Raw genomic sequence first — 25,233 nt, 5'->3', positions numbered from 1 at the left:
ACGCCGACCGGTTCGAACGATCGCCCTCGTCGTCGTCGCTGTTGTTGTCGTCGTTGTCGCTGACGCCACCGACGCACGCCTACGTCACGCGCCCCCGAACCACGCCCGGCTGAGCTCGGCGTACCGCCCGTCCGCCCGGAGCAGCTCGTCGTGCGTGCCGGATTCGACGATCCGGCCGTGGTCCATCACCAGGATGCGGTCGGCGGCCGCGGCCTGGCTCAGCCGGTGCGCCACCACCAGACCCGCCCGGTCGCGGAGCACCGCAGCGGCAGCCGCGTCGAGGCGACGGGCTCCGGCGGACCCGGCCTCGGCGGTGGCCTCATCGAGGATCACCACGTCCGGGCCGGCCAACTCGACGCGGGCCAGGGCGATCTTCTGGCTCTGCATGGGATCGAGCGCATGTCCACCCTCACCGATGAGAGTGTCGACGCCGTCGGGCAGGTCGTCGACCCAGTCCGCGCCGACGGTCCGGAGTGCGGCGCGCACCTCGGCGAGACCGGCCTCAGGCCGGGGCGCGCGGACGTTCTCGGCCACGGTGGCGGCGAAGGTGTGCACCTCCTGCGAGACCATCGTGACGTGCTGCCTCAGCGCTACCGGGTCGACGTCGGTCAGCCGGACCCCGCCCAGTCGCGCACTCCCCCGCGTCGGCACCACCGAGCCGGCGGCGACCAGCGCCAGGGTGCTCTTGCCGGCGCCCGTGGACCCGACCACCGCGACCACCTCGCCCGGCGCGACCGTGAGGTCCACGTCGATGAGCGCCGGAGCGCCCTCGCCATAGGTATGGGTGATGCCGGTGAGCTCGAGCGGGCCGGGCCCGGCGGCGGTGGAGTGCAGCGTAGCGGTGCTCTCGGGCACGGGCATGGTGATGACCCCGACCATCCGCACCAGCGAGGCACCGGCGGACTGGACCTGATCGACCATGCCGACCAGCGCACCGATCGGGTTGAACAGCCGATGGAACAGCAACGCGGCCGTGGTCACGGCGCCGGCGGTGATGGCGCCGGAGTCCACGAGGAAGAACCCCACGACCAGCAGCAGCCCGAGGACGGTGACCTCGGCGCGGTTGTTGCGGCTGAAGGCTCGGGTGACGAAGTGGAACACCTCGATGGACAGGTCGCGGGCGCGGGCGGAGGCGGCGGTGATCCGCTCCAGCTCGGAGTCCTGGGCGTCGTAGGCGTGCAGGGTGCGGGACCCGGAGATGCCCCCGAGGAGACGGCTGGCCCGGGTGCCGAAGGCGGCGCGCTCGGCGGCATAGATGGGGCCGGACCGGGGCAGGTACCAGCGCAGGGTCGTCCAGTACATCGGCAGCGCGAGCAGCCCCACCAGCCCGAGCCGCCAGTCGACCGTCGCGAGCCCGACCCCGGACACGATCACCGTGAACGCCGACTGCACGACCAGCGGGATGACGGCAGTGGCGGCCTGGCTGATCTCGCGGGCGTCCTCGGCGACGCGGGAGACGAGGTCGCCGGTCTCGGTCGTCTCCATCTGAGCGGCGCCGAGGCGCAGGGAGCAGTCCATCACCATCTCGCGCAGGCGGGCGACGGTCGGTTCGGTGAGCCGGGCGAGCCACGCCTGCCCGGCCCAGGTGCAGCCGGCGCCCACGATGCCGGCCACGGCGATGGCGCCCGCGCCGATCCACACCGCTGTGTAGTCCTCGCTGCCGGGCAGGTCGTCGACGAGCCGGCCGATCACCCACGGTGCGACGAGGCCAGCCACGGACCCGATCAGCCCGGCCAGGCACACCAGCGCCAGGTATCCGCGCCGCTGCCGGAGCAGCGGCCACAGGACGGCGAGGGACTCGCGGCCCGTCGCCAGCGGCAGCGCGCCTGACGAGCCCGCCGCGTCCGGGCCGTCCGCGGCGGTGCCGGCGGTGGCGGTGGCGGTGGCGGTGGCGGTGGCGGTGGCGGTGTTCGTCATCCCGCGGGTCGTCCCCGTCTCGGTGGTGCTCATCGGTCGACCGCCGTCCGGTAGGAGGCTGATGCCTCGCGCAGTTCCAGGTGGGTGCCCGTGCGCGCCTCGCCGCTGCGGGGCAGGTGGACCACCCGATCGGCGGTCGCGAGGAACGGCGGCGACGACGTGACGATCAGCGTGGCCTGCCGCGGCCGACTCGTCCGCAGTCGGCGGACGGCCTGGGCGATCTCCCACTCGGTGACGGCGTCGACCGCACTGGTCGGTTCGTGGAGCACCAGCACGTCCGGGTCCGCGTGAAGGGCGCGGGCGAGCGCGATCCGCTGCCGCTGACCGCCGGAGAGGTTCCGGCCGCCTTCCTGCACCGCGTAGTCGAGCCCGTCGGGCAGGTGCTCGATGATCTCCGCGACCGCCGAGGCCCGCAGGACCTCATGCGAGATCGGGGTGGCGGCCACGCCACCGGCGGCGGGGTCACCGTGCTCGTCGTCGTCCCCCGGGCCGCCATGTCCCGAACCGCCGCCCCCCGGGCCACCGAGCTCGTCGTCGTCCCCCGCGCCGACGTGCTTCATCGCGATGTTGGAACGGATGGTGCCGACGAACAGGTCCACTCGGTGCGGCGCGGCGACGAGATGCTCGGCGATGGCGGGTGCCAGGTGACTGCGTCGGTGCCCGCCCACCAGGACGGCGTCGGCCCCGTCGCCGTGCCCGGCGATCGCCAGGGTGATGGCGTTCGCGGCGGCGGGCTGATCGGCCACGAGCGCGACGACCGCCCCCTCGGCGACCTCCAGGTCGAGGGAGCGACCATCGGGCAGCGCCAGCCCGCGTACCTCCAACCGCGCCCCCGCGGGGACCTCGTCGCCGGAGTCGTCGACCGGCGCCGACCCCAGCAGGTCGACGAGCCGCTGCGCCGCGCCGTGGGACCGGGCGGAGATCGACACCATCTGGGTGATCATCCGGACCGGCTCCTCGAAGAAGACGGCCACGCCCACCACGGAGACGAGCGTGCCGATCTCCATCTCGCCGGCCAGGACGCGGTAGCCGGCGGCCAGCAGCACCAGCGCCAGGACCACGGCCATCCCGAGCGAGCCGATCCCCTGGACCCGCCCCGTCCGCTCGGCGGTGACGATCCCCGCCGCGGCCGCCTCCTCGGACGCCGTGCGGTACTGCTCAGCGGCCCAGCGCTCCCCGCCGCCGGCCTTGAGCACGCGCAGGCCCGCCATGATGTCGGTCGCGCGGCTGCTCGCCCGCCCGATCGCGGCCTGCTGGGCGGTGCTGTGCCGGGAGATGGTGCGGCTGGGCAGGGCGACCAGCACGAGGCTGAGCGGGACGCCGATGAGCACGATGAGCCCGACCAGCCAGTCGGTCCACAACAGGTAGACCGAGATCCCCACGATGCTGATCACCGCGGACCCGCCGAGCGCGATCTGCCGGAATACCAGCGCGGCGACGTCGGCGTCGGCCGAGCACACCGAGAGCACGTCACCGGAGCTCGCACCGTCCATCGCGCGCCGCCGGGTCAACGGGACCCGCGTCACCTCGACCCGCAGGTCGTGCGCCTCCTCCTGCAGGGCCCGATTGCTCATCCGGGCGCCGAACCGGTAGCCGAGGCTGAGCACGGTGAACAGCGCGATGAGCCCGACGACCGACCACAGCAGGGCCCACCGGTCGAGCGGGATGATCGCGACGTCGACGATCACGCCGATCGCGATGGGCACCAGCGCCTCACACAGCTGCCACAGGGTCATGAGCACCAGGCCGGGGACCACCAGGTGCCGGCGGCGCCGGACCGCGCGGAGCAGGAGCCCGTTGGCGGTGGTCGGCGCATCCGCCGTGGTCGGGGCGCCCGCGGGCTGCCGGCGCGTCGACGTCGGTGCTGACATGGGTGTGGGACTCCCGCCGTTGGTGATCTCGCCTGCAAACTCGGCCGACTCAGCAGCGTAGTTCGCGGGGCCCGCGCAGCGGCGCCCACACCTCACCTGTCGGATTGCGCCTCACCTGCGGGGCCCCGTAGGTCAAGCGCATCCCAATGGGTGAGGCAGCATTCAGCGTGGCGTCCCCCTACGACGCCCGCCTACGTAGCCCGCCTACGGCGCGGTCGTCCCCACCGAGTAGGCGGCCGCCGCGTCGCGCACGTCCATGACGTATTCGCGCGACGCGTTATAGGACAGCACGGCCCGCTGCCAGTTCTCGGCCTGAGAGAGGTCTCCCCCGTTCGTGCACAGCAGGCGCGCGGCGGACACGGCGGCGTCGTCGATCTGGTTCGGATCGGCGCGCCCGTCTCCGTTGGCGTCGACGCCGTACTTGCGCCACGATTCGGGGATGAACTGCATCGGCCCGACGGCCCGGTCGTTCTCGGTGTCACCGTCCAGCTCGCCGCCGTCGGTGTCGGGGATGTCGGCGAAGCCGGGCGAGCCGTCGAGTTTGATGCCGATGATCGGCGGGAGCGCGTAGCCGTCGTCACTCAATGACGCCCCGCGGTACCGGCCGTGCCGCGTCTCCACGTGCCCGATCCCGGCGAGCGTCGTCCAGGCGAGGTTGCACTCGGGACGGGTCTGCCGCATGGTCTCGGCGGCGTTGCCGTAGGCAGCGAGTGCGGCGACGGGGATGTTCATCGGCTCGTTGAGGCCCGCCGCCCACTCGCGCAGCTGGTCGGAGGTGCGGCCGGGCGCGTTGATGTCGACGCTCGGCACCGGGGCCCCGGCGGCGGGCGGGATGCCCGGGGGGATGGGGGTCGGCGCCTCGCGGGTGGGCCCGTAGGAACACGACGACGACAACACGGCAACGGCGACCAGGCCCGCGAGACTCGCGGTGGCGCGGGGGGTCAGGGTGGGCATCGCGCTCAAGTCTGCCCGAGCGGGGCCCGGCAGCGCGTCGGGGTATCCCCCGATTCCCGGCGGGCCGGCGCCGCGCGCGTCCGGGCAGCCGCGGGCGCCGAGGTAAGCGGCGGGCGACCGTGTCAGCCGCGCCCACCGAATCCCCCGGCCAGCGCGGTGAGCTCGTCGAGCAGCGCGTCCCGGCTGATGGCGGGACGGTCCAGCACCCACCGCACGGCGATGTTCTCCACCGCCATGACGATCACCCACGCCCGGGCCGCCGGGTCCCCGCTCGTGGCGCCGGCGGCCGCGAGGTAGACCGCCAGGAGTTCGCGGACCCGCTGCTCGAGGGCGTGCTGCGCCGCCCGGTGTCGTACCGCGGGCAGTTCCTCCCACATGATGCGCAGCAGTCCGGCGTCGGCCTCGAGCGCGGTGAGCAGGGCGTCGGCGATCGACCGGGCCGTCGCCGGGCTCTTCACGTCGACCGGGCCCGTGGCCGAGAGCGATGCCGCGACCCGGTCGGAGATCTCGGCCGACCACCGGTCCATGACCACCGCGACCAGCGCGGACTTGTCCGGGAAGTACTGGTACAGCGAGCCGGGGCTGACCTCCGCCTCGTCGGCGACGCGGTTGGTGGTGAACGACTCGTAGCCGTCGCGCACGAGCACAACGCGAGCAGCCTCCACGATTCGCTCCACCATCGCGCGGGATCTGGCCTGCTTGGGCACCCTTCTCATAAACGCGAATTGTATGCGAGTAAAAACTCGCGTCATAGTCATGGCATGACTGCTACGTCCGAAAAGACAGCATCCGTGATGCCGTACCCCCAGCGCTTCCGCGAGGGTGAGGAGCGTGGCCGTCGCCTCGGACGCGCCCTCAAGCCCATCGCCGGCGTGGGCCACCTCGATGAGAAGCTCATGGACCGGATCGGCCGCGACTACTTCGAACGCGACGATCTAGGCGATCAGCTCGCCCGCGCCATGCGGCTGCGGTCCGGCGAGCCCGGCGCGGTGACCCGCCGCCAGCTCGATGAGGCGCTGCACTCCGGCTCGGCCGGCCTGCCCGACGACGCGCCTCAGATCCTGCGGGACTACATCGCGCACCTCGAGGGCACCCCGGACTGGGTCGACTGGGACAAGGTCGAACGAGGACAGAAGGCCTATCTGCGCTTCGGCCAGAACGCCGCCGACATCCTGCTACAGCTGTCCCTCATCGGCGGCTACCGGTTCGGCGGACCCACCGACCTGCTGGTGGCGACCGGCGGCCTGACCGGCGAGACCACGCTGCGCCGCCTGGCCGAGACCAGCCACTGGACCATGTCGCTGTCCATCCCGGACGGGCTGCGGCCGGGCGGTGAGGCGTGGCGACTGACCGGCCACGTGCGGGCCATGCACGCGGTGGTCAACAACGCCATGGAGCCGCGCTGGGACAGCCAGCGCTGGGGCCTGCCCATCAACCAGAGCGACCTGGCCTCGACCCTCGGCCTGTTCGACGCCGTGGTCCTGCTCGGGGTGCGCACCCTCGGCGTGCCTGTGAGCCGCAGGGACTCGGACGCGGTGATGCACATGTGGCGCTACGTCGGCTGGCTCATGGGCGTGGCCGACCACTACCTGGTCGAGGGTGAGCGCGAACGCCACCGCGTCAACTACCACATCCTGCTGTCCCAGGCCGGCATCTCCGAGGCCGGGCCGAAGCTCACGCAGGCACTGGTGGAGTCCCAACGACGCCGCCACCGCAGCGGGCCGCTGCCCCGCCTACGCGCCCGGGTGGGTCATGAGCGGCTTTTGAGCATGCTCACCGTGCTCCTCGGCCCGGAATCGATGCGGGAGTTCGGCCTGCCGGTCCGCCCGCCGTGGGCGCACGCCTACCTCGTCCCGCTCAACACCCTGCGCTACCGCACGCCGTGGGGCCGGGCCCGGCTCGAGTCGTGGGGCGAGAAGGTCCGGGCCCGCGAGCGCAAGGAGACCTTCGGCGACTCCCGGCCCGACATCGGCCGCCCCGCCACCACCTGACGCCGGACTCCCCCCGAGGGGCCCGCCCCGACCCGCGCCCGCCTGCCCTCCCGCCTGCCTGCCTTCCTGCCTGCCTGCCGAGCAGAGGATTTCGCGCGTATCGCCCGAGAGACGGGTGCACGAATTCCTCTTGTCGGCGGGCTATGGCGGCGAGGAGGTCAGACAGCCGCCTGGTGGCTCAGCGTCAGTTCAGCGCGCGCTGTACAGTTCAGCGCATGCTGACACGTGCCACCCGCCTCGACATGATGCATCGGCTCGGCCGGGCGATGGCCGACCCCACCCGGTCCCGGATCCTGCTGTGCCTGCTCGAGGGGCCCCGGTACCCGGCCGACCTCGCCCGCGAACTCGAACTGACCCGGCCCAACGTCTCCAACCACCTCGGGTGCCTGCGGGACTGCGGGATCGTCGTGGCCGCGGCCGAGGGTCGGCAGATGCGCTACGAGATCGCCGACCCACACCTCGAGGCCGCACTCACCGCGCTGCTCGACGTCACGCTCGCCGTGGACCGCGACGCCGAGTGCGCGGTCTCCGACTGCCCCACCTGCGCGGCATCATGACGTCCGCGTGCGGGTGCGAGGCGACCTCGCCCGACGAGCCCGAGGAGCAGGACCGGCCGTGGTGGCGGGACCCGGCGATCCTCATCCCGGCCGCGTCCGGCGTCGCGTTCGTCTCGGGCCTGGCCGCGGAATGGTCGGGCGCCGGACCGGCCGGCCAGACCCTGTTTTGGATCGGCCTCATCCTCGGCGGCTCGACGTTCGCACCGGGCGCGATCCGCGGGTTGCTCACCAGCGGCCGGCTCGGCATCGGGCTGCTCATGACCATCAGCGCCGTGGGCGCCGTGATCCTCGGCTACGTCGAGGAGGCCGCCGCCCTGGCCTTCCTCTACTCCATCGCCGAGGCGCTCGAGGACAAGGCGATGGACCGCGCCCGCTCCGGCCTGCGTTCTCTCCTACGCCTGGTCCCGGACACCGCCACCGTCCGCCGGGGCGCCGACACCACCGAGATCCCGACCGCCGAACTCCGGGTCGGAGAGACGCTCGTCGTGGCGCCGGGCGAGCGCGTCGCCACCGACGGGATCGTGGCCCACGGCCGCAGCAGCGTCGACACCTCCGCGGTCACGGGCGAGTCGATGCCCGTCGAGGTGGCGCCCGGCGACCGCGTCCTCGCCGGGTCGATCAACACCTCCGGCCTCCTCGACCTCACCGCCACCGCCCCGGGCACCGACAACACACTCACCACGATCGTCGACCTCGTCGAGCGCGCCCAGACCGAGAAGGGCGACCGGTCCCGCCTGGCCGACCGGATCGCCCGACCGCTGATCCCCGGGGTGCTCGTGCTGGCCCTGCTCGTCGCGGGCATCGGCTCGCTGCTCGGCGACCCGGAGCTGTGGATCACCCGCGCGCTGATCGTCCTGGTCGCCGCCTCGCCCTGCGCCCTGGCGATCTCGGTGCCCGTCACCGTGGTTTCCGCGATCGGCGCGGCCAGCCGGTTCGGTGTCATCGTGAAGTCCGGGGCGGCGTTCGAACGGCTCGGCACCATCCGTCACCTCGCGGTGGACAAGACCGGGACCCTCACCCGCAACGAACCGTCGGTCGTCCGAGTCCTCACCACCCCGGGCACCAGCGAGTCCGAGGTGCTCTCCCTGGCCGCGGCCGTCGAGCGCCACAGCACCCACCCGCTGGCGGCCGCCATCACCTCCGCCGCCCTCGCCGGAGCCGCCCGGCAGGACCCGGCAGGCCAGCGGGTCTCCGGGCCGGGAACCACAGACGCCGAGCACGTCGAGGAGGCCGCCGGGCACGGGATCTGCGGCACCGTCGACGGACACCTCGTCACCGTGGGCTCACCACGCCGGCTCGCCGCCGGACAGCTCACCGGGCAGATCACGGCCCTGGAGCACGAGGGCATGACCGTGGTGGTGGTCCACCGCGACGGCCGCCCGATCGGCGCCATCGGCATCCGCGACGAACTGCGGCCGGAGGTCCTCGTCGTCGTCGCCACCCTGACCGACCACCACATCGGCGTGAGCATGCTGACCGGCGACAACCCGCGCACGGCGGCCGCGCTCGGCGCGCAGGCCGGCATCGGTGACATCCGCGCCGACCTCTCGCCCGGCGACAAGGCCGACGCGATCGCCGAGCTCGCCCGCACCCGGCGCACGGCGATGATCGGCGACGGCATCAATGACGCCCCGGCACTGGCCACCGCGGACGTCGGAATCGCGATGGGCGCGACCGGATCCGACGCCGCCATCGAGTCCGCGGACGTGGCCTTCACCGGCACCGACCTGCGGCTCCTCCCCCGGGCCCTCGCGCATGCCCGCCGGGGCAGCCGGATCATCAACCAGAACATCGTCCTCTCACTGATCCTCATCACGACCCTGGTCCCGCTGGCGATCACCGGGGTTCTCGGGCTCGCCGCGGTGGTCCTCGTCCACGAGATCGCCGAGGTCATCGTGATCCTCAACGGGCTGCGGGCGGCGCGGACGCCGTCGACACCTGCGGCGACGGCGCCCGTGCGTGAGGCCCGAACGCCTCAGATCGTCAAATGAGCCGATAACGGCTAATTTGCCGGTTTTAGGTGTTTTCACCTTATGTCGGCGGTGTGTGGCACGATCGCCTCATGTACGTGGTGACCATCGACCAACGCCGCAGCCGCAGCAGCGCCGACCGGGTACCCGCCCTGATCGACGCACTGGCGGACATCCCGACCGCGGCCGCGTTCGAGCGCACGGCCGGAGACGAGGTCCAGGGCCTGCTCGACGACCCTGCCGCGGTGCGGTCGGCGCTGCTCGTCGCCCTGCGCGAAGGTGACTGGCACTGCGGTGTCGGGGCGGGAGACGTCGACGACGAGTCCTACTCCTCCGGGACCAGAGCCGGACGTGGGGACGCCTACCTCGCCGCCCGCGACGCCGTCGACGCCGCGAAGGGCCTCCCCGGCTCGGTGGCCATACGGGTGCCGGGCGACCCCGGATCGCGGGACGACCGCGGCTCGGCGACGGCGTGGGCCGCCGACTGCGAGGCGGTGTGGGCACTGGTCGCGCCACTCGTGCTCGGACGCACCGAGCCGCAGTGGCGGGTGGTGGACGCCGTCGATCGCTCCCCCACTCAGGTGGCGGCCGCCGAGGAGCTGGGCATCACGCCCGCCTCGGTCACCGGGGCGCTGCGGCTGTCGGAGATCCGCGAAGAGCGCGCCGCGTACCCGGTGCTCGACCGGCTGCTCGCCGGCGCGCACGACGCGGCCGTGGGCGAGTCCGGCAGCCCGGCGAGCGGCCAGCGCGGGAAGGCCGCGGACGGCGGGCGTGGGAAGGCCGACCGATGAGCAGCTGGCCCGACTGGATCCTCGTCGCGATCGTCGTGGCGCTGAGCCTGATCGCCTCCGTCGCACTCGGCTCGCCCATCGCGTCGCTCGTCCTGCGCTCGGCGCGGGTGCCAGAACCCCCGACCGTCGAGGTCAGCGGCGACGCGCGGACCCCGGTGATGCGCCGACGCGACGACCCCGCCCCCGCGGTCCGCGAGGTCCTGCGCGGCGGGATGTGGATCGGCATCCTCGAACGCGTCGGCCTCACCGCCGCCATCCTCGCCGGACGCTTCGAACTCGCCGCGGTGGTCGTGGCCATCAAGGCCCTCGGCCGCTACCCCGAGATCCGCGAGAACCCGGCGGTGAGCGAGCGGTTCATCATCGGCACGCTCGCCTCCCTGCTCGTCGCCGCCGCGTGCGGGGCGCTCGGACTCGCGGTTCTGCATACCCTGGGCTGAGCACGGTACCGATCCCCGAGGAGAGGACACCCGCCATGACCCGCACGAAGCTCCTGGTCTCCGCCGCGGTGGCCGCGTCCGCGCTGGCCCTGACCGCCTGCGCCGGGGGCGGAGACGACACCGCAACCGCCCCGGCCGGCACCGCCGCCGACGCCAGCGCGGAGTCCGGCACGAACGCTCCGCCCGAACCCGGCGCCGACGCTCCCGCCGATGAGGGTGAGCGCTCGGCCGCCGACGTGATGTTCGTGCGGATGATGATCCCGCACCACGAGCAGGCGATCGAGATGAGCGACATCATGCTCGCCAAGCCCGACGTGCCCGCCGACGTTACCGCCCTCGCCGAGGAGATCAAGGCCGGACAGAACCCCGAGATCGATCAGATGGAAGCGTGGCTCGATCAATGGGGCCAGCCGCCCGGACCGCGCGACGACCACCGGGGTCACGGGGGCGGCGGCATGCCCGTGATGGGCAACGACATGTCGATGATGGACGGCATGCTCTCCGCCGACGAGCTCCAGCAGTTGTTCGACGCCGAGGGCACCGACGCCGCGCGGTTGTACCTGGAGCAGATGATCGCCCACCACGAGGGCGCCATCGACATGGCACAGGGGGAGGTATCGGACGGTACCTATCAGCCGACCGTCGACCTGGCCCGGTCGATCATCGACACCCAGCAGCAGGAGATCGCGCGCATGCGTGAGATGCTCGCCGCGATGTGAGGCCTGCGCATTGTGAGGCCTGACAGGCCACGCGGCACCCGGCAGCGTGATACCCGACAGCGTGATACCCGACAAGGAGCCCGCCCAGCAATGACCACCACCCCTCGACTGCGTCGCCGGGCCCTGGCCGCGGCCCTCACCGCGAGCTGGCTCACCCTCACCGCCTGCGGCGCCACCCCACCCGGCCAGGCGGACCAGAGCCCCAGCGGGCAGAACCAGAGCGGGCAGAACCACAGCGGGCAGAACCAGAGCGAGTCGAGCCAGGCCGCGGCGACCGAGGTCCTCGACCGGTACGGCCTGACCGACATGGACGCCCGCGGGGTGATCGAGCGGCTCGACACCATGCCCGTCGCCGAGCGCCCCGACACCCTCCTCGCCTCGGTCCAGCCGACCGAGCTCGTCCTCACCGACACCGCCGCCGGCTCCATCGCGACCCTGCCGATGCCGGACGAGCAGTTCTACCTGTCCGTCGCGCCCTACGAGGACCAGACCCATGACTGTCTCTTCCACAGTCTGACGACCTGCCTCGGCGAGATGGCCGGCGAGCCCGTCGACATCACCGTGACCGACGAGACGGGGCGGACGGTCGTCGACGAGACCCGCACGGCCTACAACAACGGATTTGTCGGCCTGTGGCTCACCCGCGACCTCACCGGCACCCTCACCGTCGAGCACGACGGAAAGTCCTCGACGGTGCCGATCGCCACCGGCGACGACGACCTCACCTGCCTGACCACGGCGCACCTGACGTAAGAGCCCGACGCCGCACCCGACCCGCACCCGCCAGGAGCCCCGCCCATGGTCACCGTCCGAACCGCCACGCGCGCCGACGCACCCGCGATCGCCCGCATCCTCAGCGAGGCGTTCCGCGACGACCCCGCATGGTCGGTCACGCTGCCCGAGGACGAGACCCGGCACACCAAACTCACCTTGTACTACCTCCGCCGGGTGCGGCGACACCCCCAGTGGGCCGACATCGCGATGGACGACGGCCGCGTCGTCGGCGCCGTCCTGTGGCAGCCCCCTGCCGCGCCCGGCGCTCTGGGCACCGCCCGGCGAGCGATCTCCGGTGCGGCCCTGTGGACGCTGGGCCGGCTCCCCCTGGGCCGCGGCGCACGGCACACTCTCCAGATCGAGGCCTATCGGCCCACCGAACCGCACTGGTACATCCGCGACATCGGCACCGGTCCCCAGGCCCGCGGCAAGGGCGTCGGATCGGCACTGCTGGCGCACCGCCTGAGGGTCGTCGACCACTCCGCGAACCCGCTGGCGTTCCTCGAATCCACCACCCCGGCGAGCCGTCGCCTCTACGAGCGGTTCGGGTTCGAGGCAGTGGGCTCCGTGCCGACGCTTCCCGGACAGTCCTCGACCGCCATGGTCCGTCGGCTCGTCGACAGCGCGGACCGGTCCGACCGGCCCGACGGACGCGCGGAGTAGACCCGCCGGGCGGCACCTCCTCCGCGCACGCGATGAAGGCCTCAGTACGCTCACGGCTATGACGGCAGACTTCGTGACCCCCATCACAGGCACCCTCGGCCGCGCGCGCCAGAACATCATCTACCGCTCCGGCGTCTCCGGGATCACCCCCGCGGTACCGACCGGCGCCGAGAAGCTCGAAGCCGCCGCCCGCCGCGCGCTCCTGCGACGACCCGGCGGCAAGAAGGCCTGGGCCTACGTCTACGGAGGCGCCGGCTCGGGGCAGACGATGGCCGCCAACCGCGAGGCCTTCGACCGCCGGCGACTGGTGCCGCGCATGCTCCGCAACACCTCCCGGCGCGACATCTCCACCACGGTGCTCGGGCAGACGCTCCCCGCGCCCGTCCTGGTGGCTCCGATCGGCGCCGCCGGACTCATCCGTCGCGACGCCGACGTCATGGTCGGCCGGGCCGCCGCCCGGCGCGGACTTCCGTACATCTTCTCTTCGCAGGGTTCCTCGCCCATGGAGGCCACGGCCGCGGCGATGCAGGACAGCCCCCGCTGGTTCCAGCTGTACTGGAGCAGCGACGAGCAGCTGGTCGACAGCTTCATCGCCCGCGCCGAGGCGATCGACGCCGGGGCCCTGGTCGTCACGCTCGACACCACCACGCTGGGCTGGCGGCCGTGGGACCTCGACCTCGGTTCGCTGCCGTTCACCCGCGGCGTCGGGATAGCGCAGTACACCTCGGACCCGCGTTTCCGGCAGTTGGTCGCCGAGCGGGTCGAGCGCGAGGCCGCGGCGGGCGCCGATGCCGATGCCGATGCCGCTGCCGTCAAGGTCACCCCGCAGGCGGCGCTGACGCTGCTCGAGATGGCGCGCAACCACCCGGGCTCGACGCGGGAGAATCTGCGCGCCCCCGAGACCCGCGCCGCCGTGCAGACGTTCCTCGACACGTTCTCCAACCCGGCACTGAGCTGGGACCACCTGGCGACCCTGCGGGACCGGACGAGGCTGCCGATCGTCCTCAAGGGCGTCCTGCACCCCGATGACGCCCGGCAGGCGTTCGATGCCGGTGTCGACGCGGTCATGGTGTCCAACCACGGCGGCCGCCAGGTCGACGGGTCGATCGGCACCCTCGACTCCCTCGTGGCGATCCGCGAGGCGGTCGGCCCGGAGCCGACACTGCTGCTCGACTCCGGCATCCGCAACGGCACCGACGTCGTCAAGGCCATGGCGTGCGGCGCGAACGCGGTGACGATCGGCCGGCCCCACGTCTACGGCCTGGCCATCGCCGGCGAACACGGCGTCGGCGAGGTGCTCGACAACCTGCTCGCCGAGATCGACCTCACCATGTCGCTGAGCGGCGCCAGCTCGTGGGACGAGGTAGACGCCTCACTCCTGGCCTGAGACTCGCGCCCGGCCCGGGGCTCGCTCTCGGCGTGGTCGTGGTTCGGGCATGAGCAGAGCCCCCGGTCGGCGACTGCCTACCGGGGGCTCTGCTCTGCAACGGGCCAGCTCCGTGGCTGGCCAGCTCTGCAACGTGCCAGCTCTGTGGCGACCTAGATGATCGGGTCGCCTTCGCGCCTGGCCTCGGCGGCCTCCTTGACGAAGCCACGGACGAGGACGGCGAGGACGCCGGCCACGATGACGGGCCAGATCAGGACGTAGATCGTGAGAAGGATCGGTGTCATTGTCAGCTGCCTTCCTTCCTAGACGCGGACGAGGTCGTCGTCGTCGTCATCGGTTCGGACGTTCTGGTCGCGGCCGTCGTCGTCGGACTGCGCCTCGAGGGCCTCCGCCGACTCCGCCGTGTCGTAGTCGGCGGTGCGGGCGGCGATCTTGGCGAAGTCGAAGTCCATCGAGCTACGGAAGGACATCGCGGCACAGACGATCGTGCTCACCGCGTACGCCACGAGCGAGGCGGTCAGGGTGTCGTAGTCACGCAGGAAGCCGAAGATGAACGGCGCACTGCCCAGGGCTGCTATCGCGCCGACGACCAGCGCCGGGCGCAGGCCGAAGAACCCGAAGACCATCAGCCCGAGCACCACGCCCACGCCGACCACTGCCAGCGCCTCGATGCCGTACGCGAGCACGCCGCTGTCCGGGATGGCACCGAAACGGGTCGGCAGGAACACCGCGAGCGCCGCGAGCACGGACACGGTGAAGGCCATGTTGGTGACCTTCTTCCAGTAGAAGCTCGCGATCACCGGGAACACCAGGGCACCCCACAGGGCACCCACGAAGACCAACAGGTCGAGGATGTTGAAGCGGATGTTGGCGAACACCAGCGCCGCAGCGGTGGCGACGACCATCGTGAGCCGGCCCACGATGAGCATCGTGCGCGGGTTGGGCACCTTGCCCTTGCTGCGCAGGCTCTGCCCGTAGACGTCGGTCATGGCGATCGACGACATGGCCGACAGGTCGGAGTCCGCGGTCGACGACAGCGAACCGATGATCATGATGAAGAACACCGCGACCAGGACGCCCGGCAGGTACTCCGCGGCCACCTGCGGCAGGATGTTGTTGGGGTCGCCGTCCACGGGATCGATACCCGCGTACAGGGCGAGCACGCCCACCATGCCGATGCCGATGATCGTGGCGCCGTAGCCGATCGTCGCCGTGATGAACGTCGGCTTGATCAGGTCCTCGCGCACCGCGAACAGGCGCTGGGCGATGGTCTGGTTGCCGATCGCGTAGGCCAGCACGGCAGCGATGTAGGGCGCGCCCTGGTTGAGGAACGCGTCCGAGGAGAAAAAGTTGCTCTGCTGCGGGGTGAGGTTGGCCGCACCGCTCGAGAACACCTCGACACCGCCGAGGAAGAAGAACATCGACGGCACGATGATGATGACCGCGCCGAGCATGGCCAGCACCTGGGCGAAGTCCGTGAGCACCGAGGCGCGGAAGCCGGACCACAGTGTGTAGAGCAGCACACCGGCGGCGATCACGACGATGCCCTGCATGAAGCTGAACGGGCTGAGCATGGCGATCAGGGCGCCACCGGCGATGAAGTTCGACGTCAGCGAGATGACCGAGCCCAGGATGTTGGAGCCGGCCAGCATCAGCTGGGAGGAGCGCCCGTGGCGCGCGAACATGACCTCGGCCAGGGTGTGAGCCTGGGGCGCGACCTTACGGATGCGTCGACCGAAGGGGTAGATGAACAGGATCATCAGGGCACCCCAGAGCCCGTAGTGGATCGGTCCCGACACACCGTAGAGGTAGCCGGAGTTGACCGAGGCGTACATCGACGAGGCCCAGATCCAGGTGGCCGTCATCGACGCCGCCGAGATGCCGAATCCGATCCGGTGACCGGCCGTCATGTAGTTGTCAGCGTTCTCGTCCTTGCGCGCGATCCGCATGGACATGACCATGGTGCCGCCGTAGAACAGCAGCAGTAGCAATACAAGCGCAGTCGCACTCAGCGCGGGAGAGCCGAGCAAATCCATATCTGCCTTTCTCTCTCTTATTGTCAGAACAACGGGCCCAGCATAGAGAACCCTGACGGGAAACTGAGAATCACCAAGGTAAGAGGCATTGTCGGGAGGTCCAAAATGGAGCCCGCTCCCCACCGTTCGACGGCCTGCGACCCGGCCACAAGATGGAGGAAAACCCCAAACGGGCCTCGGGGCCGAGGCCGATGCTCAGGGAATGTTGTGGATGAACGTTGCCAGATCACCGACCCCAGAAAGTTGCGAACGGATGCAAACATTGCGGGTCCTGCCTGCGCCGATGGCCCAAGATCAAGCGGCAGCGGTCGACCCCGGCGAGCGTGCGCTCCGCGGACTGAGCGCCGTCAACTTAAGAGTGGGCTCACATCCCTCAGCAGGTGACTGCGAGGACCACCCCTCGGCCGGGCGCACCCGTGGGCGGGTCGGCGGCGGGCTGGTCGGCGGCGTGCGGGAGGCGGGTGTTCCGAGGTGTGGATCAGTGCCGGTCGGTGCGGCGGTGCCACGCGGCACGCCACTCATCCGCGCCGGCCTCGGCCGCGGGCACGGGCAGCCGCGACTCCGCGGCCCTGACGGTCTCGGCGAACTCGCGGACCACCCGTCGGTACTCGACCTCCGCCGAGCCGGAGCCGTCGGCGTCGGAGGCCTCGTCGGCGGCGTGGGCGGCAGCGTCGGCGTCGGCAGCGGTGTCGCTGGCGGCGGCGCGGAACAACCCCCCGGCACCGACGTGGACGACCCGCATCCGATCGGGCACGAGATCGTCGGGGATCCCGGCCGACCGGGCGCGCTCGAGAACCTTCTGCCCCAGTGCCAGTGCGGGCATGTCCCAGGAGATTCCCTCGACCACACCGCGCGGTAGGCGACCGGCGCGCTCGGCGGCTTTGGCCTCCTGCCACAGTCGGTCCTGCTCGGCGGCATCGAGGGCCCCGGGCCCACGACCGGGCCCGTCGGTGAACCAGTACGGCGCCCGGCGTCGGAGCTTGTCGAGCAACGCCCCGGCCACGTCCTGCACGTCGAACGGCGACTCGTCCCGCTCGGCCCCGATCGCGGCATGGAACAGCACCTGGAGCAGCAGGTCGCCGAGCTCCGAGACCAGCTCGTCGCGGTCGCCGTCCGCCACTGCGTCGACCAGCTCCCACGACTCCTCGAGCAGATACGGCAGGAGGGAGGCGTGGGTCTGGGCGGACTCCCACTCGCCGTCGCGGCGGATGCGGGCCATCACCTCGATGGCTTCGGCCAGCCGGTCCCCGGCGCCCGTCGAGAAGAGGGTTTCGCTCGTATCGGTCGAGTGGACTCGTGCGAAATCCTCTTCTCGGCGGGGATCGCGGGCGCCGCCGGGGCCGCTGGGGCCACTGGGGCCGCGGGCGCCGCCGGGGCTTCCGTGCCCGCCCCCGCCGCCCGGGTCCGCGTCTGAGTCGGGCCGCCCGCCGCCCGGGCTCATCGCGCGGGCACCGTCTCCGGCTGGATCACCGGGTTCGACCCCTCCGGATCCCCGGCCATCGCGGTGAGGAAGTCGGCGGCGTACTGCAGCATCTCGTCGTCGCGCGCCTTCTCCCCGCCGGCACCCGCACGCGCGCCTGCGGCCTTGGGCAGCGGGAGCAGCACGGTCTTCTGCGTGGCCCGGTACTGCGCGGCCGGGTACATGCGCTTGAGCCGCATCTGCTGCGAGTCCAGCAGGTCGAGCGGCCCCACGCGCAGGCGCGAGCCGGCCAGGACGATCTCGCGGACCCGGTATTTCTGCGCGACCAACCGCAGCCGCGAGACGGACACCACGCGGCGGGCCTCGGCGGGAAGCGGCCCGTAGCGGTCGAGCAGCTCCTCGACCACCGCGTCGATATCGGCGGCCTCCCTAGCCTGCGACAGCTTGCGGTACGCCTCCAGCCGCAGCCTGTCGCCGTCGACGTACTCCACGGGGATGTACGCGTCGACGGGCAGCTCGATGCGGATCTCGCCGACCTCCTCCTCGACCTCGACCTTCTCCCCGTCGGCGATCGCGCGGTAGGCCTCCACCGCCTCGCCCACGAGACGGATGTAGAGGTCGAACCCGACGCCCGCGATGTGCCCCGACTGCTCGGCACCCAGAACGTTGCCGGCGCCGCGCAGCTCGAGGTCCTTCATCGCCACGGCCATGCCGGCGCCGAGGTCGTTGTTCTGCGCGATCGTCGCGAGCCGGTCGTACGCGGTCTCGGTGAGCGGCTTCTCCGGGTCGTAGAGGAAGTAGGCGTACCCGCGCTCACGCGACCGGCCCACGCGGCCTCGCAGCTGGTGCATCTGCGACAGGCCAAGCTGGTCGGAGCGGTCCACGATGAGCGTGTTGGCGTTGGAGATGTCCAGGCCCGTCTCGACGATGGTCGTACACACCAGCACGTCATAGTCGCGGTTCCAGAAGCCGCCGACCGTCTGCTCGAGCTGCTCCTCCCCCATCTGCCCGTGCGCCACCACGACGCGCGCCTCGGGCACCAGGTCGCGGATCTTCGCGGCGGTGGAGTCGATGGTCCGCACGCGGTTGTGGACGTAGAAGATCTGCCCCTCGCGCAGCAGCTCGCGCCGGATGGCGGCGGCGACGTGCTTGTCCGAGTGCGCGCCCACGTACGTCAGGACCGGCAGGCGCTCCTCGGGCGGGGTGAGGATCTGGCTCATCTCGCGGATGCCCGCCAGCGACATCTCCAGGGTGCGCGGGATCGGGGTGGCGGACATGGTGAGCACGTCCACGTGGGTGCGCAGGGAGGTGATGTGCTCTTTGTGCTCCACGCCGAAGCGCTGCTCCTCGTCCACGATCACCAGGCCGAGGTTCTTCCACCTCACGCCCGTGGCGAGCAGCCGGTGTGTCCCGATCACCACGTCCACTGTCCCGTCCGCCAACCCGGCGAGGATCTTCCTGGCCTCGGCGTCGGAGGTGAAACGGCTCAGTCCACGGATCGTCACGGGGAAACCGGTCATCCGCTCGGCGAACGTGGCCAGGTGCTGCTGCGCGAGCAGCGTGGTCGGCACCAGCACCGCGACCTGGGTGCCGTCCTGCACGGCCTTGAACGCGGCGCGCACGGCGACCTCGGTCTTGCCGTAGCCGACGTCGCCCACCACCACGCGGTCCATGGGGGCGGTCTTCTCCATGTCGCCCTTGACGTCCTCGATCGCCGTGAGCTGGTCGACGGTCTCGGTGAAGGGGAACGCGTCCTCCATCTCGCGCTGCCACGGGGTGTCGGGGCCGAAGGCGCGCCCGGGCGCGGACTGCCGCTTGGCGTACAGCTGGACCAGCTCGGTCGCGATCTCGCGGACGGCCTTGCGGGCCTTGCGCTTGGTGTTCTGCCAGTCGGCGCCGCCTATCTTGGACAGCGTCGGGGCCTCGCCGCCGACGTAGCGGCTGAGCTGCCCGAGCGACTCCATGGGCACGTAGAGCCGGTCGCCGGCCGCGCCCCGCTTGCCGGGCGCATACTCGATCACCAGGTACTCGCGCCGGGAGGAGCCGTCGCCGCCGCGGACCTGCCGCTCGACCATCTCGACGAACTTGCCGATGCCGTGCTGGTCGTGCACCACCCAGTCGCCGGCCTTCAGTGCCAGCGGGTCGACCTGGTTGCGGCGCTTGGAGTGGCGGGCCTTGGGGCGGGTGGTGGAGCCGAGGCGGTTGCCGGTGAGGTCCGTCTCGGAGACGACGACGAGGTCGTCCGCCACCCCGGCGGCGCCCTCGGTGAGCGAGAACCCGCCGTGCAGGACCGCCTCATAGACCGACACGAGCCCGGAGGCCGGTGCGGATCCCGCCGTCGCGGCCGTGGCGGGGACCTCGGTCTCGGACAGGCGTTCCAGGATTCGGGCGACGGTGCCGTGGCCGGGCACGACCATCGCGGCCCGTCCGCCGCCGCCGACGAGGGCGCGGAGCCGGACGAACATGGCCTCCATCTCGGAGTCCTTGCCGCGGGGGGCGGGCGGGTCACCGGCGGGGACGGTGATGACCGCGCCGTCCTCGGGGTCGGTGAGGAACCCGGGCGGGACGAGCTGCCACCACGCACGGCCCGCCTCGGTGGCCTCGGAGCGGACGGCCGAGAAGGTGCGGTAGCCCGAGCCGGACAGGTCCAGCGTCTCGCTGTCCACGGGGGCGTCGCCGCCCATGGTGGCCGCGGTCCACGAGGCCTCGAGGAACTCCCGGCCGGCGGAGGCCAGGTCGGCGGCGCGGCGGCGAACCTTGTCCGGGTCGCACACCACCACGCGGGTGTCGGCGGGCATGAGCATCGGCAGGGTCGTCATGTCCTCCGGCACGAGCACCGAGGTCAGGGCCTCCATGCCGTCGCGCGGGATGCCCTCGGCCAGCGAGTCGAGCAGCTCGGCGAGCGTCGGGTTGGCGCGGTGCTCGGCCGCCAGCTCCCCCGCCCTGGCCCGCACGGCGTCGTCCAGCAGGAGCTCGCGGCACGGGAACAGCACCGCGGACTCCACCTCGCCGTCGGGCAGGGAGCGCTGGTCGGCCACGGAGAACTCGCGGATCTCGGCGATCGTGTCCCCGTCGAACTCGATGCGCAGCGGGTGATCGGCGGTGGTCGGGAAGACGTCCACGATGCCGCCGCGCACCGCCACGTCACCGCGCCGGGCCACCATGTCCTCGCGCAGGTAGGCGAACTCGGCCAGCCGAACCAGGAGGTCGGTGGGGTCCAGCTCGGCGCCCCTGGCCAGCCGCACCGGCTCCCGGCGGGCCGCGCCGGGCGAGATCGGCTGCACCACCGACCGCGCCGCCGCCACGACGATCCCCGGCGGCCGCCCCGACAACACCGAGTTCAGCACCTCGAGCCGGCGACCGATCGTGTCCGCCGCCGGCGAGAGACGCTCGTGGGGCAAGGTCTCCCAGCTCGGGAACTGCGCGACCTCGTCGTCGTACAGCCCCGACAGCTCGTCGGCCAGTTCCTCACTCTCGCGTTCCGTGGCCGTCACCACCAACAAGGGGGCGCGCTGCGCCACCGCGGCGACGAGGAACGGCCGCAGCGCCTCGGGCGCGCGGACCACCGCCATGTCCCGGTCCAGACCGTCGCGCAGGTCGGCCAGCGCCGGGTTGGCCAGGACCGCACCCGCCAGACCGGACAGTGCGGCGGTCGCGGGAGTGGTGGCGGTGGCGGTGGTGGTCACGCGTGTGGATCCTCCGGGTAGGGGGTTCGTCGAGCGGGGGTGTGCGGGTCGCACGGGTGGTGGGACGCACACCTGAAGGGCCGCAGATCCACCACTCTAACCGCGCGCCCGCCCCGGTAGCCTGTGCGTATGCGCGAGACCACAGACGCCGAGCACGTCGACCCCCGGCCCGTCGCCCCCGGGCACGGCGACACCCAGGGCGCCCCCGCGGGCCCGGTGACGATCTCCCCCGCCCCGGCCACCGCCGACGACGCCGCCCACGACACGATCGGCGCGCGCGTGTTCACCGACCGGTGGATCGGCGTGCTCCTCACCCTCGGTTCGGCCCTCGCGCTGGTCGCGTCGTTCCAGCTCAGCCTGGACAAGATCCGGCTGCTGGAGAACCCGGACTACACGCCGGCGTGCAACTTCTCCATCCTCATGAGCTGCAAGAGCGTCATCAACTCCGAGCAGGGGGCGGCGTTCGGGTTCCCCAACCCGTTCATCGGGCTGATCGGGTTCGGCATCGTGATCGCGATCGGCGTCGCCGCCGCCACGGGTGTGCGGTTCCCGCGCTGGTACTGGGTGGGCGCGCTGCTCGGGCTGACGTTCGCCGCCGGATTCGTCCACTGGCTGGCCTACCAGTCGATCTTCCAGATCCAGGTGCTGTGCCCGTGGTGCATGGTCGTGTGGGCGGCCACCATCCCCATGTTCTGGTACACGCTGCTGCACGTGCTGGCCAAGCTCACCCGGGCGCGGTGGGTGCGCGCACTGCAGCGGTGGCACCTGGTGCCCGTGGTGGTCTGGTACCTCGCGGTGGCCGGGGTCATCCTGTGGGCGTTCTGGGACTTCTACTGGGCCGACTTCTTCGCCAACCTCTGACCGGCCGTGGAGTACACCGGGGTCGACGTCGTGATCCCCGCCCACGATGAGCAGGACCTGCTGGCGGGCTGCCTCGACGCGCTCGAGGACTGCATCGCCGCCACCCCGGTCCCGGTGACCGTGACGGTCGTGCTGGACTCCTGCCGCGATGCCACCGAGGAGATCGCGCGGGGGCGGGCCCGGATCGTGCGGACGAGCGCCCGCAACGTCGGCATCGCCCGCGCGCGCGGGTTCGACTCGCTGCGGCGGCCCCCATCGTCGTCGCCCGGCTCCGTGCCGTCCCCCTCGCGGCGCTGGTACGCGACCACCGACGCCGACTCCCGCGTGCCCCGCACGTGGCTCACCGACCAGCTGGCGGTCGCCCGCTCCGGCGCCGACGTGGTGGCGGGCCTGATCGCGGTCGACGACTGGTCGGACTGGACCCCCGCCACCCGGCTGAGCTACCTCGAGGGCTACCACCCGGGTCCCGGCCACCGGCACATCCACGGCGCCAACATCGGCATCTCCGCCCGCGCCTACCGGCAGCTCGGCGGCTTCGACCCGCTCCCCGTGCACGAGGACGTCCAGCTGGTCCGGCGCGCGCAGGCGGCCGGGCTGACGGTCGCGTGGTCCACCGCCGCGCCGGTGATGACCTCGGCCCGCCGGACCGCGCGCGCCCCCGGTGGCTTCGCCGGTCACCTCGCCGCCACGGAGAGCGCCGCGACCGAACGCGCCGCCACCGAACGCGCCGCCAGCGCAGGGACCACCGCGTCATGACCGCGTGTCCGCGAGCAAGGAGGCCCCGTGAGCAACACTGACGTGCCCCCCGGCGGCTCCCCGGACGCCGCTTCGTCCGCCGACCTGGCCCGCGAATGGGTCCGCGCCGGCCGCGCCGACCTGCCCCTGCCCGCCCGCGGCGACACCCGGACGAGATGGTCCGAGCTCACCGCGATGTGCACCCGGGACGTCTCCGCCGGCCGCCTGGTCGAGGCCCACGCCGACGCCGACGCGATCCTCGCCGAGATCTCCGGCACCCGCGTGGGGCGCGACGAACTGTGGGGCGTGTGGGCTGCCGAACCGCCGATGCCCGTGCTCCGCGCCCGGCGCGTGGGCGGGGGCTCGGGCGGGGGCTCGGGCGGAGACTCGGGCGGCGGGTGGGTGCTCGACGGGGTCAAGGCCTGGTGCTCCGGCGGCGACGTGTGCACGCACGCCCTGGTCACCGCGTTCGACGACGACGAGCCGCGCCTCTTCGCCGTCGACCTGCGCCAGCCCGGTGTCGCGCCCCGGGCGGGCGGCTGGGCGCACCCGGGGATGGCGGGCAGCCGTACCACCTCCGTCGAATTCACCGACGTGCCGGCCCGCTCCGTCGGGGACCACCGCTCCTACCTCGAGCGGGCCGGGTTCTGGCACGGTGGGATCGGGGTTGCCGCCTGCTGGCTGGGCGCCGGGATCGCCGTGGCCCGGCCCCTGATCGCGCGGGCGACCCGGCCCGACGTCGACCCCCACGCGCTGGCCCACCTCGGCGCCGTGGACGTGGCCCTGGGAGGGGCGTCGTGGGCGCTGGACGCCGCCGCCGCGGAAGTCGATCGCGACGGACCCGGCGCCGACCTCACCGTCGCGCGCCACCGGGCCGTGCGCGTGCGGGCGATGGTCGAGGCCGCGGTGGACGAGACCATCCGACGCGTCGGCCGGGCGCTCGGCCCGGGACCGCTCGCGATGGACCCGCGCCACGGGCAGAACGTCCTCGACGCCGAGGTGTACATCCGGCAGTTCCACGCCGAGCGTGACCTCGCCGGGCTGGGCGCCACCGCCAGCACCCACGGCGGGTGGGCGCGATGACCACCGATCCCGCCGAGGGCGGTTCCACCCACTGGACCGGCATCGGGCTCGACGACCGCGGCACTCCCCGCGCCGCCTGGGACGCCTGGTTCGGCGGGCGTGCCGCCGACCCGGAGCTGACCGTACCGTCCGGGGTCCGGCGGGTGGTCGTGGTCGCGCCGCATCCCGACGACGAGATCCTCGGCGTGGGCGTCACCGCCGCCCGGTTCGCCGCAGCCGGGGTGGAGGTGGTGATCGTGGCCGTCACCGACGGCGACGCCTCGCACCCCGACTCCCCCACGGTGACGCCCGCGCGGCTCGCCGCGCTGCGGATCTCCGAGAGCCGGCGCGCCTGCGCGGCGCTGGGCCTTCCCGAGCCGGTGCGGGTCGGCCTGCCAGACGGCGGCGTTCACGGGCACGAGACGCGTCTGGCCGACGCGCTCGCCGAGGCGATCGGTGACGTCCCCGGCGAGGACTGCGTGGTGCTCAGCACGTGGCGCGGCGACGGCCACCCCGATCACGAGGCCTCCGGACGCGCGGCCGCCCGGTCCTGCGCCGCCACCGGAGCGCGACTGGCGGAGTACCCGGTGTGGACCTGGCACTGGGCCGAGCCCGGCGATCGGCGCGTGCCCTGGGACCGGCGGCGTCGCGTCGTGCTCACCGACGCCGAGCTCGCCGCCAAGCAGGCGGCGGTGGCGGAGTTCGTCACCCAGGTCGCTCCGCTGTCCGATCGGCCGGGGGACGAGGCGATCCTGCCCGACTGGATCCTCGACCGCCTGGTCACGCGCTCCGAGACGGTGTTCTGGTGAGCACCCCGGGCCACTACTTCGAGGAGATGTACTCCGGGTCGGCAGACCCCTGGGACTTCGCCGGCTCGTGGTACGAACTGCGGCGCTACGGGCTCCTCGTCGCCTCTCTCCCCGAACAGCGGTACCGCGTGTGCTTCGAGCCCGCCTGCTCGGTGGGGGTGCTCACCGAGATGCTCGCCGGGCGGTGCGACGAGGTGCACGCGGTGGACGTCGTCGACACCGCCGCCGGGCAGGCCCGCGCGCGCATCGACCGCGCGGGGTTGGACCACGTGCACGTGCGCACCGCCGACGCGTCGGACCCGTGGCCCGGGCGGTCCTGCGACCTGTTGGTGCTCTCGGAGTTCCTCTACTACACGCCGGTCGACGGGCTCGACGACCTACTCACGGCGCTGCTGCGGCTGGCCGAACCCGGCGGGACCGTCGCGGCCTGCCACTGGCTGGGGCGGTCGGACGACCACGCCTGCCACGGCGAGGACGTCCACGCCGCACTCGCACGCCGCGTCGACCTCACGCGGCTCGTCCACCACCGCGAGGAGGGTTTCGTCCTCGAGGTCTTCCGTCGCACCTGATGGCCGGCTGCAACTAGTCCGCCT

General features: G+C 72.4%; 22 protein-coding genes. 14 read left to right on the top strand and 8 right to left on the bottom strand.

Going from position 1 to position 25,233, the window contains the following annotated elements; translation table 11 throughout:
• Positions 1-84: 84 nt before the first annotated feature.
• From CK206_RS17370 to CK206_RS17355, 4 genes are all read right to left on the bottom strand, one after another.
• Positions 85-1,950 (bottom strand): ABC transporter ATP-binding protein, encoded by a 1,866-nt coding sequence (locus CK206_RS17370; protein ID WP_254050641.1) that lies wholly within the window; start codon positions 1,948-1,950, stop codon positions 85-87.
• Positions 1,947-3,788 carry an ABC transporter ATP-binding protein gene (locus CK206_RS17365; RefSeq protein ID WP_096907147.1) on the bottom strand — a complete coding sequence of 614 codons (1,842 nt, stop codon included), beginning with the start codon at positions 3,786-3,788 and terminating at the stop codon, positions 1,947-1,949. Before CK206_RS17365 ends, CK206_RS17370 begins: the two co-directional genes overlap by 4 nt.
• A gap of 204 nt (positions 3,789-3,992) precedes the next feature.
• Complete coding sequence (locus tag CK206_RS17360; protein ID WP_096907146.1) at positions 3,993-4,742, bottom strand: lytic transglycosylase domain-containing protein; 750 nt, start codon at positions 4,740-4,742, stop codon at positions 3,993-3,995.
• Positions 4,743-4,864: 122 nt separating this feature from the next.
• On the bottom strand, positions 4,865-5,458 hold the full coding sequence (locus CK206_RS17355) for a TetR/AcrR family transcriptional regulator (RefSeq protein WP_241261671.1): 594 nt from the start codon (positions 5,456-5,458) through the stop codon (positions 4,865-4,867).
• 45 nt (positions 5,459-5,503) lie between these two features.
• Between CK206_RS17355 and CK206_RS17350 the strand changes: the two genes are divergently transcribed.
• The 9 genes from CK206_RS17350 to CK206_RS17310 all read left to right on the top strand — a co-directional run bounded on the left by CK206_RS17350 (position 5,504) and on the right by CK206_RS17310 (position 14,031).
• Entirely contained in the window at positions 5,504-6,733 is a 1,230-nt protein-coding gene (locus CK206_RS17350; RefSeq protein ID WP_096907144.1) for an oxygenase MpaB family protein, read from the top strand.
• 215 nt (positions 6,734-6,948) lie between these two features.
• Positions 6,949-7,290: a helix-turn-helix transcriptional regulator gene (locus tag CK206_RS17345; RefSeq protein ID WP_096907143.1), complete on the top strand. Its 342-nt coding sequence runs from the start codon at positions 6,949-6,951 to the stop codon at positions 7,288-7,290.
• Entirely contained in the window at positions 7,287-9,281 is a 1,995-nt protein-coding gene (locus CK206_RS17340) for a cation-translocating P-type ATPase (RefSeq protein WP_096907536.1), read from the top strand. The genes CK206_RS17345 and CK206_RS17340 overlap by 4 nt, the downstream gene beginning before the upstream one ends.
• 71 nt (positions 9,282-9,352) lie before the next feature.
• On the top strand, positions 9,353-10,051 hold the full coding sequence (locus tag CK206_RS17335; RefSeq protein ID WP_096907142.1) for a hypothetical protein: 699 nt from the start codon (positions 9,353-9,355) through the stop codon (positions 10,049-10,051).
• Positions 10,048-10,488 carry a hypothetical protein gene (locus CK206_RS17330; protein ID WP_096907141.1) on the top strand — a complete coding sequence of 147 codons (441 nt, stop codon included), beginning with the start codon at positions 10,048-10,050 and terminating at the stop codon, positions 10,486-10,488. The genes CK206_RS17335 and CK206_RS17330 overlap by 4 nt, the downstream gene beginning before the upstream one ends.
• A 35-nt stretch (positions 10,489-10,523) precedes the next feature.
• Positions 10,524-11,207 (top strand): DUF305 domain-containing protein, encoded by a 684-nt coding sequence (locus CK206_RS17325; protein ID WP_096907140.1) that lies wholly within the window; start codon positions 10,524-10,526, stop codon positions 11,205-11,207.
• 90 nt (positions 11,208-11,297) lie between these two features.
• The gene (locus tag CK206_RS17320) at positions 11,298-11,960 is read left to right on the top strand and encodes a CueP family metal-binding protein (RefSeq protein WP_173674811.1); all 663 of its coding nucleotides are present in this window, start codon (positions 11,298-11,300) and stop codon (positions 11,958-11,960) included.
• A gap of 45 nt (positions 11,961-12,005) precedes the next feature.
• Positions 12,006-12,644: a GNAT family N-acetyltransferase gene (locus CK206_RS17315; RefSeq protein ID WP_096907139.1), complete on the top strand. Its 639-nt coding sequence runs from the start codon at positions 12,006-12,008 to the stop codon at positions 12,642-12,644.
• A 58-nt stretch (positions 12,645-12,702) separates the two neighbouring features.
• Positions 12,703-14,031: an alpha-hydroxy-acid oxidizing protein gene (locus CK206_RS17310; protein ID WP_096907138.1), complete on the top strand. Its 1,329-nt coding sequence runs from the start codon at positions 12,703-12,705 to the stop codon at positions 14,029-14,031.
• A gap of 152 nt (positions 14,032-14,183) precedes the next feature.
• On the opposite strand, the gene CK206_RS20185 is transcribed toward CK206_RS17310, so the two are convergent.
• The 4 genes from CK206_RS20185 to mfd all read right to left on the bottom strand — a co-directional run bounded on the left by CK206_RS20185 (position 14,184) and on the right by mfd (position 21,173).
• On the bottom strand, positions 14,184-14,315 hold the full coding sequence (locus CK206_RS20185) for a putative transporter small subunit (RefSeq protein ID WP_096907137.1): 132 nt from the start codon (positions 14,313-14,315) through the stop codon (positions 14,184-14,186).
• A gap of 18 nt (positions 14,316-14,333) precedes the next feature.
• The gene (locus tag CK206_RS17300) at positions 14,334-16,067 is read right to left on the bottom strand and encodes a sodium:solute symporter family protein (protein WP_096907136.1); all 1,734 of its coding nucleotides are present in this window, start codon (positions 16,065-16,067) and stop codon (positions 14,334-14,336) included.
• Positions 16,068-16,545: 478 nt separating this feature from the next.
• Entirely contained in the window at positions 16,546-17,508 is a 963-nt protein-coding gene (locus tag CK206_RS17295) for a MazG nucleotide pyrophosphohydrolase domain-containing protein (RefSeq protein ID WP_096907135.1), read from the bottom strand.
• Positions 17,505-21,173, bottom strand: a complete 3,669-nt coding sequence (gene mfd, locus CK206_RS17290) for a transcription-repair coupling factor (RefSeq protein WP_096907134.1) — start codon at positions 21,171-21,173, stop codon at positions 17,505-17,507. The genes CK206_RS17295 and mfd overlap by 4 nt, the downstream gene beginning before the upstream one ends.
• A 129-nt stretch (positions 21,174-21,302) precedes the next feature.
• Here mfd and CK206_RS17285 point away from each other — a divergent pair, with 129 nt between their 5' ends.
• The 5 genes from CK206_RS17285 to CK206_RS17265 are packed head-to-tail and all read left to right on the top strand — an operon-like array spanning position 21,303 to position 25,209.
• Positions 21,303-22,034 carry a vitamin K epoxide reductase family protein gene (locus CK206_RS17285; protein WP_096907133.1) on the top strand — a complete coding sequence of 244 codons (732 nt, stop codon included), beginning with the start codon at positions 21,303-21,305 and terminating at the stop codon, positions 22,032-22,034.
• Positions 22,035-22,040: 6 nt separating this feature from the next.
• On the top strand, positions 22,041-22,790 hold the full coding sequence (locus CK206_RS17280) for a glycosyltransferase family 2 protein (RefSeq protein WP_096907132.1): 750 nt from the start codon (positions 22,041-22,043) through the stop codon (positions 22,788-22,790).
• 27 nt (positions 22,791-22,817) lie between these two features.
• Positions 22,818-23,852, top strand: a complete 1,035-nt coding sequence (locus tag CK206_RS17275) for an acyl-CoA dehydrogenase family protein (protein ID WP_371607020.1) — start codon at positions 22,818-22,820, stop codon at positions 23,850-23,852.
• Entirely contained in the window at positions 23,849-24,640 is a 792-nt protein-coding gene (locus tag CK206_RS17270; RefSeq protein ID WP_096907131.1) for a PIG-L deacetylase family protein, read from the top strand. The genes CK206_RS17275 and CK206_RS17270 overlap by 4 nt, the downstream gene beginning before the upstream one ends.
• Positions 24,637-25,209 (top strand): trans-aconitate 2-methyltransferase, encoded by a 573-nt coding sequence (locus tag CK206_RS17265; RefSeq protein WP_096907130.1) that lies wholly within the window; start codon positions 24,637-24,639, stop codon positions 25,207-25,209. Before CK206_RS17270 ends, CK206_RS17265 begins: the two co-directional genes overlap by 4 nt.
• Positions 25,210-25,233: the final 24 nt, after the last annotated feature.

This window comes from Dietzia sp. WMMA184, assembly GCF_002441635.1.
GTDB classification, from domain to species: Bacteria; Actinomycetota; Actinomycetes; order Mycobacteriales; family Mycobacteriaceae; genus Dietzia; species Dietzia kunjamensis.
This window is presented reverse-complemented; position numbering and strand designations above follow the sequence as displayed.